At 37.1% G+C, this 14,131-nt stretch carries 9 protein-coding genes; all 9 read left to right on the top strand.

The window, feature by feature from the left end; all coding sequences use genetic code 11:
• Positions 1–73 precede the first annotated feature (73 nt).
• Complete coding sequence (locus A6B41_RS07780) at positions 74–1,621, top strand: type I restriction-modification system subunit M (protein ID WP_027074204.1); 1,548 nt, start codon at positions 74–76, stop codon at positions 1,619–1,621.
• 149 nt (positions 1,622–1,770) lie between these two features.
• Positions 1,771–2,682 (top strand): Abi family protein, encoded by a 912-nt coding sequence (locus A6B41_RS07775; RefSeq protein WP_027074205.1) that lies wholly within the window; start codon positions 1,771–1,773, stop codon positions 2,680–2,682.
• 217 nt (positions 2,683–2,899) lie between these two features.
• A complete protein-coding gene (locus A6B41_RS07770) occupies positions 2,900–4,186 on the top strand; it encodes a restriction endonuclease subunit S (RefSeq protein ID WP_027074206.1) in 1,287 nt (428 codons plus the stop codon).
• 15 nt (positions 4,187–4,201) lie between these two features.
• Positions 4,202–5,296 (top strand): ATP-binding protein, encoded by a 1,095-nt coding sequence (locus A6B41_RS07765; protein WP_027074207.1) that lies wholly within the window; start codon positions 4,202–4,204, stop codon positions 5,294–5,296.
• Positions 5,286–8,348 carry a type I restriction endonuclease subunit R gene (locus tag A6B41_RS07760; RefSeq protein ID WP_027074208.1) on the top strand — a complete coding sequence of 1,021 codons (3,063 nt, stop codon included), beginning with the start codon at positions 5,286–5,288 and terminating at the stop codon, positions 8,346–8,348. The genes A6B41_RS07765 and A6B41_RS07760 overlap by 11 nt, the downstream gene beginning before the upstream one ends.
• A gap of 80 nt (positions 8,349–8,428) precedes the next feature.
• The gene (locus tag A6B41_RS07755; protein WP_027074209.1) at positions 8,429–10,360 is read left to right on the top strand and encodes an ABC transporter ATP-binding protein; all 1,932 of its coding nucleotides are present in this window, start codon (positions 8,429–8,431) and stop codon (positions 10,358–10,360) included.
• 1 nt (position 10,361) lies between these two features.
• Positions 10,362–11,120 (top strand): tRNA cyclic N6-threonylcarbamoyladenosine(37) synthase TcdA, encoded by a 759-nt coding sequence (tcdA, locus tag A6B41_RS07750; protein ID WP_027074210.1) that lies wholly within the window; start codon positions 10,362–10,364, stop codon positions 11,118–11,120.
• Positions 11,121–11,164: 44 nt separating this feature from the next.
• A complete protein-coding gene (gene ppnN / locus A6B41_RS07745) occupies positions 11,165–12,532 on the top strand; it encodes a nucleotide 5'-monophosphate nucleosidase PpnN (protein ID WP_027074211.1) in 1,368 nt (455 codons plus the stop codon).
• A gap of 18 nt (positions 12,533–12,550) precedes the next feature.
• Positions 12,551–14,122 (top strand): DUF2813 domain-containing protein, encoded by a 1,572-nt coding sequence (locus A6B41_RS07740; RefSeq protein WP_027074212.1) that lies wholly within the window; start codon positions 12,551–12,553, stop codon positions 14,120–14,122.
• Positions 14,123–14,131 lie beyond the last annotated feature (9 nt).

Raw genomic sequence — 14,131 nt, 5'->3', positions numbered from 1 at the left:
GCAAATAAACAATGTGCAAAAATTTGGGGAAATTCGACCGCTTTAGTATACGAGTAATATTAGGAACAAATAAATGGCAACTATTCAACAAAGAGCAGAACTCCAGCGTCAAATCTGGCGAATTGCAAACGAAGTTCGTGGAGCGGTAGATGGTTGGGATTTTAAGCAATATGTATTAGGCACATTGTTTTACCGATTTATTAGTGAAAATTTTGCAGAATATATCGCTAACGGTGATGAAAGTGTTGATTATTCTACCTATTCCGATGAAGAAATTGATGCATTTGGCATTAAAGAAGATGCGATTAAAACCAAAGGCTATTTTATTTATCCAAGTCAGTTATTTAAAAATGTAGCAAAAACTGCACACCAAAATCAGGCACTCAATACTGAATTGGCTGAGATTTTTGAGGCTATTGAAAGTTCTGCTGTAGGTTATCCATCGGAACAAGATATTAAAGGCTTATTTGCTGATTTTGATACAAGATCAAGTAAATTGGGCAGTAGTGTCAGTGAAAAAAGTAAACGTCTTGCTGCGGTATTAAAAGGCGTAGCGGAACTCGATTTTGGTCGTTTTGAAGATAATCAAATTGATTTGTTTGGTGATGCTTATGAGTTTCTGATTTCAAACTATGCAGCAAATGCTGGTAAATCTGGTGGAGAGTTTTTCACTCCGCAAAATGTGTCTAAATTGATTGCACAACTAGCTTTATATGGACAAACTACTGTTAATAAAATTTATGATCCGGCTTGTGGTTCTGGCTCGTTATTACTACAAGCGAAAAAACAATTTGATGATCACGTGATTGAAGAAGGCTTCTTTGGGCAAGAGATCAATCATACCACCTACAACCTCGCTCGTATGAATATGTTTTTGCATAATATCAATTATGACAAATTCCATATTGAATTGGGCGATACGCTGATCAACCCAAAATTAAAAGATGATAAACCTTTTGATGCGATTGTATCTAATCCGCCTTATTCGATTAAATGGATTGGTTCTGATGACCCAACATTAATTAATGATGAGCGTTTTGCACCGGCGGGTATTCTCGCACCGAAATCCAAAGCCGATTTTGCCTTTATTCTGCACGCCTTAAATTATCTTTCAGCAAAAGGGCGTGCTGCGATTGTCACTTTCCCCGGTATTTTCTATCGTAGCGGTGCAGAGCAAAAAATTCGTCAATATCTCATTGAGCAAAATGTTGTAGAAACCGTAATTGCACTACCGCCAAATCTTTTCTTTGGCACAAGTATTGCAACGAATATTTTAGTGCTTTCCAAGCATAAAACTGATACAAAAACCCAGTTTATTGATGCAAGCGAACTGTTTAAGAAAGAAACCAACAATAATGTACTAACCGATGAGCATATTGCTGAAATTCTCCAACTTTTTTCTGATAAAGCCGATGTGGATCATTTAGCAAAATCAGTCGATAATCGCAAAATTGCGGATAATGAGTACAATCTTGCGGTAAGCTCTTATGTCGAACAAAAAGATACCCGAGAAGTGATTAACATTACTGAACTCAATGCCGAAATTAGTGAAACGGTGGCAAAAATTGACCGCTTGCGGAGGGAAATTGATGAAATAGTGGCGGAGATTGAAAACGGATAAATGATTAGAGGGCGGATATAATCCGCCCCTACAAAAATAGATAAATATTCCCAAAATCAGGATTATCATCGTAGCAGCGAATCATATTCGCCCTAAGACATAAAAACAAGCGGTATAAAAATCAGAAAAATTTGCAAATAATTATAAATATGAAGCAGCAGAAACTTTGGAAAAGTTTTAATGAACAACTCGATCTTTTACAAGAAAGAGGGCTATTGATTAATGACGAAAAGAAAGCTTTAGGCTACTTGAAAAGTCTTGGTTATTATCGGCTAAGTGGGTATCTGTATTCTTTTCGACAAATAGATCCAGGCAATCCTAAAAATCGGCTAGATCAGTTTATTCCTAATAGCCGTTTTGAAGATGTAAAAGCATTGTATATTTTTGACAAAAAGCTCAGACAGTTAGCACTTGATGCTTTAGAACGTATTGAAATTGCTTTAAGAGTGAGTATTGCCTATGAATTAGGTAAATATGAACCATTAGTTCATCAAAAATCACAGTATTTTGAACCGCACTTTGAACATCAAAAATGGTTAGATAAATATCAAAATCTAATCAATAGAGAATCAGAAAGTAGTTTTGTTAAGCATCATTTAGAACATTATGGCGATTTACCGATTTGGGCAGCCAGCGAAGTATGGGATTTCGGCACAATGTCGATGCTTTACAAGGGAATGTTATCGAAAGATAAAGACCGCATTGCCAAAATTTATCACTTAAAAGACGGGAAACATTTACAAACGCATTTGCACGCTTTTAATTTTATCCGAAATGTCTCCGCTCATCATAGCCGCTTGTGGAATAAGCCGATTATTTTCAAAGCAAATCTGAAAGGCTTACAAGATGCACAATGGAAACAGCTTAATGTTGCTCAGCCTTTTGTCTATTTTTGTTTAATGAAGCGTATGTTAGATGTGATTTGCCCAAATTCAACTTGGGGAGCAAGATTTTTGGCACTTTTGGAAGAATTTCCCAATGTTGAAAATGATGCGATTAATTTACAACAAATGGGTATTGTGACAGATTTGAGTCAGTGGAAATTATGGCAGAAAGCCTAAAAAGAAAGCCCCCAACCTTGTAGTTCCAACCTCGTGGGTTGGCAAAGCTAGGGGAGTTATTGGGGGTCATTATACTGAAATGGATCAAAAGGTCAATAATTTAAATTGTCAAGACTTGAAAAACGGTTGAAATTTTATCAAAGGTTATCATCGTAGGGGTGAATTACATTCGCCACAATCTAAAACAAGCGGTATAAAAATCAGGAAAATTTGCAAAATGAGTAATCAAATTATTGAGAAATTATTAAATGGGGCTGAGGTTGAGTGGAAGCCTTTGGGGGAAGTTTGTCATTCGATAAAAACAGGTTTAAATCCAAGACAATTTTTTACATTAAATACACCTGATGCAACTAATTACTATGTAACAATTAGAGAATTACAAAATCATAAAATCATTTTTACTGATAAAACTGATAAATTAAATGATGAAGCGTTGAAATTATGTAATAACCGTTCTAATTTAGAAATTGGAGATATTTTATTTTCTGGAACAGGGACTATTGGAAATGTAGCACTGATTGACAAAGAACCTAGGAATTGGAATATCAAAGAAGGAGTTTATGCCATAAAACCAAAGAAGAATATAATTTTGCCTAAATTCCTTTTATATCTTTTTGAAATAGATTTCATTAGAAAAGATTTTTTAAGTAAATCTGCTGGAGGTACGGTTAAAAGTGTTCCAATGAAGGAATTAGCTAAAATAATAATCCCAATCCCCCCACTCTCAACCCAAGAAAAAATTGTAAAAACACTTGACAAATTCACTGAGCTGGAAGCTACGCTGGAAGCTGAATTAGCACTGCGGAAAAAACAATATCAATATTACCGAGAAACCCTATTGACATTCCCGCAAGATTTAGATAGGGGGGGGTATAATGACATCACCAAAGCCTTGTACCACAGTGGTCAAGTGGTGTTTAAGGCTTTGGGGGAAGTTGGTGAGTTAATTCGTGGAAATGGATTACAGAAAAAAGATTTTACTGAAAGTGGAGTACCTGCAATTCATTATGGGCAGATTTATACTTATTATAGTACTTTTGCAGATAAAACGAAGTCTTTTGTTTCTGTTGAATTAGCCAAAAAACTCAAAAAAGCCAGAAAAGGCGATGTGTTAATTGCGGGGACAAGTGAAAACATTGAAGATGTAATGAAACCATTAGGTTGGTTAGGCGATGAAATAGTTTTTTCAGGTGATATGTTTGCATTTAGACCTAATAATGATTTAGAAACAAAATATCTTACCTATTTATTGCAAACAGAACGTTTTGCAAAATATAAAGAAAAATATGCACAAGGAACAAAAGTCATTCGCCTTAATTCAAATAATTTTTTGAAATATGAGATTCCTGTTCCTTCATTAACAGAACAACAAAAAATTGTCAAAATTTTAGATAAATTCGATCGCTTGACTAATTCTATCAGCGAAGGATTACCGAAAGAAATTGCGTTAAGACGGAAACAGTATGAGTATTATCGGGAGCAGTTGTTGGATTTTCCTAAATAATAAGGTAGTAAGATTATGAGTAAAGATTTGACTGAAATTGCAACAATGCTAAGGGACAAACAGCAGAAAGTTCAACTCATTTACGCGTTTAATGGTTCAGGTAAAACAAGGCTTTCAAGAGCATTTAAAGAATTAGTTTCCCCCAAGAATCATAGTGAATTTGCAAGAAATGACATTCTTTACTATAACGCATTTACTGAAGATCTGTTTTATTGGGATAATGATTTAAATGAAGATAGTCAGCCTAAGTTGAAAATTCAGCCAAATAGTTTCACCAACTGGGTATTAAAAGATCAGGCTCAAGACCAAAATATTATTACTCATTTTCAACGCTATACCAATGATAAACTGACACCAAAATTTAGCGAGGACTTTAATGAAGTTACCTTTTCTTTTACTAGAGGTAATGATGAAGTAGAAGATAATATTAAAATTTCAAAAGGAGAAGAAAGTAATTTTGTATGGAGTGTTTTTTACTCGCTACTTAAATCAGTAATCGAAGAGTTGAAAATGGACGAGAGTGATCGTTCCACTCAAGATTTTAATAAGTTGCAGTATATTTTTATAGATGATCCAGTTAGCTCATTAGATGAAAATCATCTAATACAATTAGCAATTGATTTAGCAGATTTAACTAAGTCTGTAAGTGGTTTAAAATTTGTAATCTCTACGCATAACACATTGTTTTATAATGTTTTATATAATGAATTAGGTTTAAAAAATGGTTATTTTCTTAAAAAGCATGATGATGGCAGTTTTGAGCTAGATGAGAAAAAAGGAGATTCCAATAAAGCATTTTCTTATCATTTATTTTTAAAGAAGACTATTGAAGAGGCTATTATAAATAGAGAGATTCAAAAGTATCACTTTACTTTGTTACGAAATCTTTATGAAAAAACTGCTAACTTTTTGGGTTATGCAAAATGGTCTGAATTGTTGCCAGATGAGAAAGAGTTATATACTAGACAAGTTAATCGATTTAGCCATTCAACATTAACCGACGATGAAGTGGCAGAGCCAACAGAAGCTGAAAAGAATATTGTAGTCTATTTATTAAATCATTTAATTGATAATTATAGCTATTGGAAGGATGTAAATAATGAACCTTGAAACAACTCCCATCACAGAAACCAATAATTTCATCGTTTTAGATAAATATGAAACAATCGAGAAGCCAAGTTCTTATCAAACCGAAGCCGATTTAGAGCAAGAGCTGATCGCCGATTTGCAGTTTCAAGGTTATGAATATCGCCCTGATTTAAATAGCCAAGAAAAATTGCTAATGAATGTGCGTGAGCAGTTGGAAAAATTAAATAATGTGCGTTTTTTAGATTCGGAATGGAAACGTTTTGTTGATGAATATCTCGATAAATCCTCAGAAAGTATTATCGAGAAAACCCGAAAAATTCATCAAGATCATATCTATGATTTTGTGTTTGATAATGGGCGGATTCAAAATATCTATTTGTTAGATAAAAAAGAGATTGCTCGTAATAAAGTGCAAGTTATCAATCAATTTGAACAAAAAGGTGAATATCTTAATCGCTATGATGTGACTATTCTTGTGAATGGCTTGCCGTTAGTCCAAATTGAGTTGAAAAAGCGTGGCGTAGCCATTCGAGAAGCCTTTAACCAAATTCATCGTTATAGCAAAGAGAGTTTCAATTCAGAAAATTCACTGTTTAAATTTCTGCAAGTTTTTGTTATTTCTAACGGCACAGATACCCGTTATTTTGCCAACACCACTAAGCGAGATAAAAACAGTTTTGATTTTACGATGAACTGGGCAAAATCAGATAATACGCTGATTAAGGATTTAAAAGATTTCACTGCTACGTTTTTCCAAAAAAATACTCTACTTAATGTGTTGATCAATTATTCGGTTTTTGATGTAAGCAACACATTATTGATTATGCGCCCGTATCAAATTGCGGCAACCGAGCGGATTTTATGGAAAATCCAAAATACCCATTTAACTAAAAATTGGGGAAACTTAGAAAGCGGAGGTTATATTTGGCATACCACAGGTTCAGGTAAAACGCTCACCAGCTTTAAAGCGGCACGTCTTGCCACCGAATTGGATTTTATAGATAAAGTGTTCTTCGTAGTAGATAGAAAAGATCTGGATTACCAAACAATGAAAGAGTATCAACGTTTTTCCCCTGATAGTGTAAATGGTTCGGAAAGTACATTAGGTTTAAAACGTAATCTTGAAAAAGATGACAATAAAATTATTGTCACCACAATTCAGAAACTCAATAATTTAATGAAATCTGAAAATGATTTGGCAATTTATTCTCAACCGGTCGTCTTTATTTTTGATGAGTGTCATCGATCTCAATTTGGCGAGGCCCAAAAGAATTTAAAGAAAAAGTTTAAAAAATTCTGCCAGTTTGGATTTACTGGTACGCCGATTTTTGCCGATAATGCATTAGGGGCGGAAACAACAGCAACTGTATTTGGTTCACAATTACATTCCTATGTGATTACCGATGCAATTCGTGATGAAAAAGTGCTGAAATTTAAGGTAGATTACAATAATGTTCGCCCGAAATTCCAAGATATTGAAACAGAAAAAAATCCGGAAAAACTGACCGCACTTGAAACCAAAGAAGCCTTATTGCACCCCAAAAGGATTGAGGAAATTACCCAATATATTTTGACCCATTTTAATCAAAAAACACACCGCTTAAATACCACCGGCAAAGGCTTTAATGCAATGTTTGCGGTAAGTTCCGTTGATGCGGCAAAAGCCTATTACGAGCAGTTCAAAATTCAACAACAAGCGGTACAAAATCCGTTAAAAATTGCAACGATTTTCTCGTTTGCCGCCAATGAAGAACAAAATGCGATAGGTGAAATTGTTGATGAAACCTTTGAGCCAACGGCAATGAATAGCTCAGCAAAAGAATTTTTGACATCGGCAATCAATGATTACAATCAGTTATTTAAAACCAATTATGGAGTAGAAAGCAAAGAATTCCAAAATTACTACCGTGATTTGGCGATGAGAGTTAAAAATCAAGAAGTGGATTTATTGATTGTAGTCGGCATGTTTTTAACCGGTTTCGATGCCCCTAAACTGAATACGTTATTTGTGGATAAAAATCTACGTTATCACGGTTTAATACAAGCCTTTTCCCGTACAAACCGTATTTATGATGCAACAAAGCCATTCGGGAATATTGTCACTTTCCGTAATTTAGAGCAAGATACGATAGATGCCATTACTTTGTTTGGGAATACAAATACTCGAAATATCGTATTAGAGCGTAGTTTCAAAGAATATATGGACGGTTATCAAGATACTAATGGAAATTATCATCGAGGTTATCGAGAGGTTGTTAAGGCACTACAAATGACATTCCCAGATCCGACTCAGCTTGACACCGAGGAAGATAAAAAAGCCTTTACCAAACTATTTAGCGAGTATCTGCGTTTGGAAAATGTGTTGCATAATTACGATGAATTTTACGTATTAAAAAACACCACATATCCAGACAATGCATTGAAAGAGCCTGAAGGCCTATATCTTCCGAACAATAATGTGATTTTATCTGATAGGCAGCTACAAGATTATCGTTCTGCCTATAACGATGTTCGTGAATGGAAAAGGAAACAAACTCAAAACGGCAATGCGGAAAAATCTCAAATTGATTGGAGCGATGTCGTTTTTGAAGTCGATCTATTAAAATCCCAAGAGATCAATTTAGATTATATTTTAGAGTTGATCTTTGAACATAATAAGAAACTCAAAAACAAACCAGCATTGATTGAAGAAATTCGCCGAACAATTCGTGCGAGCATTGATAATCGAGCAAAAGAAAGTCTGGTTGTTGATTTTATCCATCAAACCGATTTAGATAAAATTCCTGATAAAGCAACTATCATTGATGAATTTTTCCGCTTTGCTCAGCAAGAGCAAAAAAGAGAAGCGGATAGCTTAATTGATAGCGAAAGTTTAAATATAGATGCAGCAAAACGGTATATAATGACCTCTCTCAAACGAGAATATGCTAGCGAAAATGGGACAGATTTAAATGATCTTCTACCTAAAATGAGCCCGTTAAATCCACAATATAAGACTAAAAAACAGACGGTTTTTCAGAAAATCGTGGCTTTTGTAGAGAAGTTTAAAGGGATTGGCGGATTTTTATCTTAAAGTATATATGGGTTATGTCCCATCCTTCTTTTATAATCAAGCAATTTAAAATTTGTAACATCATTCTGATATAGAAAACTATGGCATTACTTAATTTATCCAACGCCTATTTAGGCTTTGGCGATCATCCTTTATTAGATCACACCGAATTACACATTGAGCCGGGCGAGCGGGTTTGCTTGGTCGGGCGCAACGGGGCGGGCAAATCAACTTTAATGAAAGTGCTTGCCGGCGAAGTGCAGCTTGATGACGGCAAGTTAATTTTTGAAAAAGATATTGTGGTGGCTCGTCTTGAGCAAGACCCACCTCGTCATATTCAAGATACGGTGTTTGACTATGTAGCGGAAGGTATCGCCCATTTAAGTGATCTTTTAAAGCAATATCACCACATTTCGCAGCAAATGCTGACCAATTACAGCGATGAGTTGTTGGCAAAATTGTCCCATATTCAAGCCCAATTAGAACATAACAACGGCTGGCAGTTTGAAAATCGGATTCAAGACACCTTGAAATTATTGGAGCTTGATCCTGAAAAACGCCTATGCGAATTATCGGGAGGTTGGGTTCGCCGTGCCGCTCTTGCTCGTGCCTTAGTGGCTGATCCGGATATTTTATTATTAGACGAGCCGACTAACCACTTGGATGTGGAAGCGATCACGTGGCTTGAAGATTTATTGCTCAATTTTAAAGGCTCGATCATCTTTATTTCCCACGACCGTTCGTTTATCCGCAAAATGGCGACCCGTATTGTGGATTTAGACCGCGGCAAATTGGTTTCTTATCCGAGCAATTACGATCAATATTTGGCAGAAAAAGCCGAAGATTTACGGGTTGAAGCTTTACAAAATGAGTTGTTTGACAAGAAACTCGCCCAAGAAGAAGTTTGGATTCGCCAAGGCATTAAGGCTCGCCGTACGCGTAATGAAGGGCGTGTGCGTGCGTTAAAAGCCTTGCGGGAAGAACGCCGTAACCGCCGTGAGGTGCAAGGTACTGCGAAAATTCAGCTCGACCAAACTGCACGCTCCGGCAAAATTGTGTTTGAGCTTGAAAATGCAAGTTATGAAATTGAGGGCAAAACGTTGCTCAAAAACTTTACAGCAACGATTCAACGTGGCGATAAAATTGCTTTAGTTGGTCCGAACGGTTGTGGTAAAACGACTTTCATTAAGCTCTTGTTAGGCGAATTACAGCCAACTTCTGGTTCAATTCGCTGCGGTACAAAATTAGAGGTTGCCTATTTCGACCAGTACCGTGCTGAGTTGGATTTAGAAAAAACCGTAATGGATAACGTGGCTGATGGCAAACAAGATGTGGAAGTTAATGGCGTGAAACGCCATGTGTTGGGCTATCTGCAAGATTTCCTCTTCCCACCGAAACGGGCGATGACCCCGGTGAAAGCCTTGTCGGGTGGGGAACGTAACCGTTTGTTATTGGCAAAATTATTGCTGAAACCGAATAATTTATTGATTCTGGACGAACCGACCAATGATTTGGATGTGGAAACGCTAGAGCTGTTGGAAGAGATGCTTGCCGATTATCAAGGCACGTTGCTGGTGGTGAGCCACGACCGTCAATTTATTGATAACACGGTGGAAGAGTGCTACTTCTTTGAAGGCAACGGCGTGCTGAATAAATATATCGGCGGCTATTTTGATGCGAAACAGCAGCAAGATAATTACCACGCTACCCGTGCAGATAATTTGCAAAATTCCGCTAAAAAAGAACCGCTTGCAGCAGAACAACCGAAGCAAGAAAAGCCAAAAAATGAAGCGAAAAAGGTCAAGCTTTCTTACAAAGACCAACGTGAGCTGGATGAGTTGCCTGCAAAAATGGAAGCCTTAGAAGCCGAAATTGAAGCTCTGCAAACCGAGGTAAACAGTGCTGATTTCTTTGCTAAAGATCAGGCTTACACTCAAGCGAAATTACAGCAGCTTGCGGATACAGAACTCGCGTTAGAGCAAGCCTTTGAGCGTTGGGAAGAGTTGGAAAATATTAAAAATGGGAACGTTTAAAATGGCAGAGAGAATCGACAACTACGAACAGCGCTTTGGTGGCATTGGTCGCCTTTATACGCCTGAGGGGCTGGAAAAGCTACGCCGTTCGCATATTTGTGTAATTGGCATTGGTGGCGTGGGGTCTTGGGCGGTAGAAGCTTTGGTTCGTTCGGGCATCGGAAAAATTACCATGATTGATATGGATGATATTTGTGTGACCAACATCAATCGCCAAATTCATGCAATGAGTGGCACGGTGGCTCAGCTGAAAACCGAGGCAATGAAAGAACGCATTGAGCGAATTAACCCTGAATGTGCGGTGGAGATTATTGATGATTTTATCACCCCTGAAAATATTCCGGACTACCTTAATCGTGACTATGATTATGTAATTGATGCGATTGACTCGGTGAAAACTAAGGCGGCTTTAATTGCTTACTGTAAGCGTAATAAAATCAAATTAATTACTACCGGCGGGGCCGGAGGGCAGACTGACCCAACACAAATTCGGATTACCGATTTAAGCAAAACCGTGCAAGATCCTCTGGCGGCAATGGTTCGTGCCTTATTGCGTAAAGAGTATGGATTTAGCAATAAAAGTAAATTTGGTGTGGAATGTGTTTCATCTACTCAGCAATTAATTTTCCCGAAAATGGGGGAGGGTTGTGAAATTTCCGCTACAATGAATTGTGCCAACGGCTTTGGTGCGGTAACAATGGTCACTGCAACTTTCGGTTTTTTTGCGGTTAGCCGTGTAATTGATAAACTATTGAAGTAACAAGCGGTCTTATTTGAAGAATATCTTGCAAAAAAGGAGCGAAAATGGCAGTACACAGAGTAAACCCGAAAGGTAGTATGGAGCAGCTTTCCCATTTGGAAATGCAATTATTGGCAAAAAATACGCAAGGGAATTTATATCAACTTTATCGTAATTGCTCATTAGCAGTCCTGAATTCAGGAGCTCATACGGATGACAGTCGAGCCTTGTTAAATCAGTATCCTGATTTTGAAATCCGCCTACTCACTCGTGAAAAAGGCGTATCGCTGGAGTTACATAACCCACCGGAAAGTGCCTTTGTTGATGGCAAGATGATCTTAAATATTCAATACCATCTTTTTGCGGTGTTAAGGGATATTGTGTTTGTTAATGCGTTGAAAAATACGATCCGACCGTTTGAAGAAACCTCTTTGGAGACTTTAACAACCAATACGGTATTTTCAATTTTGCGTAATGCAAAAGCGATTGAAATGAATACTGATCCAAATTTAGTTGTGTGCTGGGGCGGCCATTCTATCAATGAAATCGAATACCAATATTGCCGCGCAGTAGGGCAAGAATTTGGCTTGCGTGAACTTAATATTGTGACCGGCTGTGGTGCTGGGGTGATGGAAGCTCCGATGAAAGGAGCGGCAATCGGCCATGCTAATCAGCGTTATAAAAATGGGCGTTTTATTGGGATTACTGAGCCATCGATTATTGCTTCTGAGCCACCTAACCCGATTGTTAATGAATTGGTGATTATGCCGGATATTGAAAAACGCTTAGAAGCCTTTGTGCGTTTGGGACATGCGATTGTAGTTTTTCCGGGTGGTCCGGGTACGTTGGAAGAATTACTTTATATTATCGGTATTAAATTAAATCCGGCGAATCATGCACAAAAATTACCGCTTATCTTAACAGCCCCGAAGGAGTCGGCAGAATATTTTTACGCTATTGATAAATTTATTGGCAAGGTATTGGGTGAGGAAGCTCGTAGTTTGTATGAAATCATTATTGATGATCCGGTTTTGGTTGCACGTAAAGTGAAACAATCTATGTATGAAGTTAAAAATAGCCGTTATGAAAGTGGCGATGCTTACAGTTTTAATTGGTCGTTAAAGATTGAAGAAGATTTTATCAAGCCGTTTATTCCAACTCATGAGAATATGGCGAATTTGGACTTGAGTCTAAATCAGCCTTCAGAGAAGTTAGCAGCGAATTTACGTCGTGCTTTTTCCGGCATTGTAGCAGGGAATATTAAGCCGGAAACTTCAGACTTAATTGAAAAATACGGTGTATTTAAATTGCACGGTGATAAGGCTTTAATGGAGAGTATTGATCAGCTGCTAGAAAATTTTATCGTTCAGCATCGTATGAAGATACCGACAGGAGACGCTTATCAACCATGCTACGAAATTATAAAAAATTAAGCTGATAGAGACAGATTTATGTATTTAAAGCAGATTGAAATTTCAGGTTTTCGTGGTATTAATCGCTTATCTCTCCCTTTACTTCCCAATATGGTATTAATTGGTGAGAATGCATGGGGAAAATCAAGCTTAATTGATGCCCTTAGCCTGATTTTTAATCTTGAAAATGAGTTATATCAGTTTACTTTTAAAGATTTTCATATCCAATATTCTCAAACGCCTAAGCAAGTGCAAGATATTGAACTTGTGTTTACTTTTTCTGAAGAACAGGTAGATGAGCATTTATCGGAAAGATTTTCTCCTTATCTCTCGTTCTTTTTTTCTTTAAATGAGCAGTTGCGGCAATTGTCGCTAAAAGTCAGCGGTAAATTAACCAAAGATAGTGTGATAACTGAATATCATTTTGTCGATCACCATTTAAAACCGATTTCACTTAATCAATCTGAAAAACTTATTAAGCGTTTTATTCGGCAACATTCGGTTTACCGCCTACGTGATGCACGTTTGAATAAGCGGGTACATGATGAGCTACTTCTACAGAGTCACTATGAGAATCAAGATGAGTTTCAACGAGAGCTAAGTGCACTTTCCTCGCTTTTGAAATATTATTTTCTAACGGCTCAAAGTCGTACTTTGATGAAAACCGGTATGCAAGATACCAGCTTATGGTGGGAAAAGGTGAAATCGCTATGTTTGCGTCTTAAGCAGAATGAGATCCTAAGAGAGAAAGTTCAACACCATATTTCAGCATTATTTTTGTTCAATCAAGAAGCTAATAGCATAGATAAGCCGATTATCCTATTTGAAGATCTTAATGCTCAATTACACCCTAGAATGATCGCGATTTTTTGGGAATTGCTAAGCTTGTTACCAAGCCAACGTATTACCACAACCAATTCAATGGAGGTGGTTTCTCAAGTGCCTTTAAAAGAAATTTGCCGTCTGGTTCGCTATCAAGATCATACTCAGGCTTATCTTTTAGATAGAAGCCATCTTGGTAGAGATGATTTGCGGAAATTGACCTTCCATATTCATCATAACCGCGGCTTGGTTTTATTTGCTCGAGCGTGGATTTTAGTAGAAGGCGAAACAGAAGTATGGATTCTAAGCGAGCTGGCAAGATTGCTTGAGATTAATTTGGAAATGGAAGGTATCAAAATTGTCGAATTTGCCCAATGTGGGCTACGTCCGCTTATCAAATATGCAAGAGCAATGGGGATTGAATGGTATGTTTTAACCGATGGTGATGAGGCAGGGAAGCGTTATACAGAAACAGTTAAAAGTATGGACGAAGATTTTTCTAAGCGCTTGACTACTTTGCCACAAAAGGATATTGAACATTTCTTCTATAAAGCGGGGTTACGCAATGTATTTGTCCGTTTAGCAAATTGGCGCTCACAAGAAAAATTTCCGATATCTTATATTATTAAACGAGCTATCCAACAGACATCAAAGCCCGATTTAGCGATTGCTTTATCTAATGAAATGCGAAATCGAAGTGAACATTCCGTTCCGCCTTTATTTAAAAAATTGTTTATAGATGTGCTAGCGTTGATAAATAAGGAGAGTCAATTGAATACAAGCGGTTAAATTTAGCAA

Source organism: Mannheimia granulomatis (assembly GCF_013377255.1).
Classification (GTDB): Bacteria; Pseudomonadota; Gammaproteobacteria; order Enterobacterales; family Pasteurellaceae; genus Mannheimia; species Mannheimia granulomatis.
Note: the sequence above shows the minus strand (reverse complement) of the source record. Positions and strands in the feature narration are given on the sequence as shown.

Excerpts from the sequence above, each read along its gene's own strand:
- A6B41_RS07780 (WP_027074204.1), top strand. The coding sequence starts at position 74 with ATGGCAACTATTCAACAAAGAGCAGAACTCCAGCGTCAAATCTGGCGA.
- A6B41_RS07775 (WP_027074205.1), top strand. The coding sequence starts at position 1,771 with ATGAAGCAGCAGAAACTTTGGAAAAGTTTTAATGAACAACTCGATCTT.
- A6B41_RS07770 (WP_027074206.1), top strand. The coding sequence starts at position 2,900 with ATGAGTAATCAAATTATTGAGAAATTATTAAATGGGGCTGAGGTTGAG.
- A6B41_RS07765 (WP_027074207.1), top strand. The coding sequence starts at position 4,202 with ATGAGTAAAGATTTGACTGAAATTGCAACAATGCTAAGGGACAAACAG.
- A6B41_RS07760 (WP_027074208.1), top strand. The coding sequence starts at position 5,286 with ATGAACCTTGAAACAACTCCCATCACAGAAACCAATAATTTCATCGTT.
- A6B41_RS07755 (WP_027074209.1), top strand. The coding sequence starts at position 8,429 with ATGGCATTACTTAATTTATCCAACGCCTATTTAGGCTTTGGCGATCAT.
- tcdA (WP_027074210.1), top strand. The coding sequence starts at position 10,362 with ATGGCAGAGAGAATCGACAACTACGAACAGCGCTTTGGTGGCATTGGT.
- ppnN (WP_027074211.1), top strand. The coding sequence starts at position 11,165 with ATGGCAGTACACAGAGTAAACCCGAAAGGTAGTATGGAGCAGCTTTCC.
- A6B41_RS07740 (WP_027074212.1), top strand. The coding sequence starts at position 12,551 with ATGTATTTAAAGCAGATTGAAATTTCAGGTTTTCGTGGTATTAATCGC.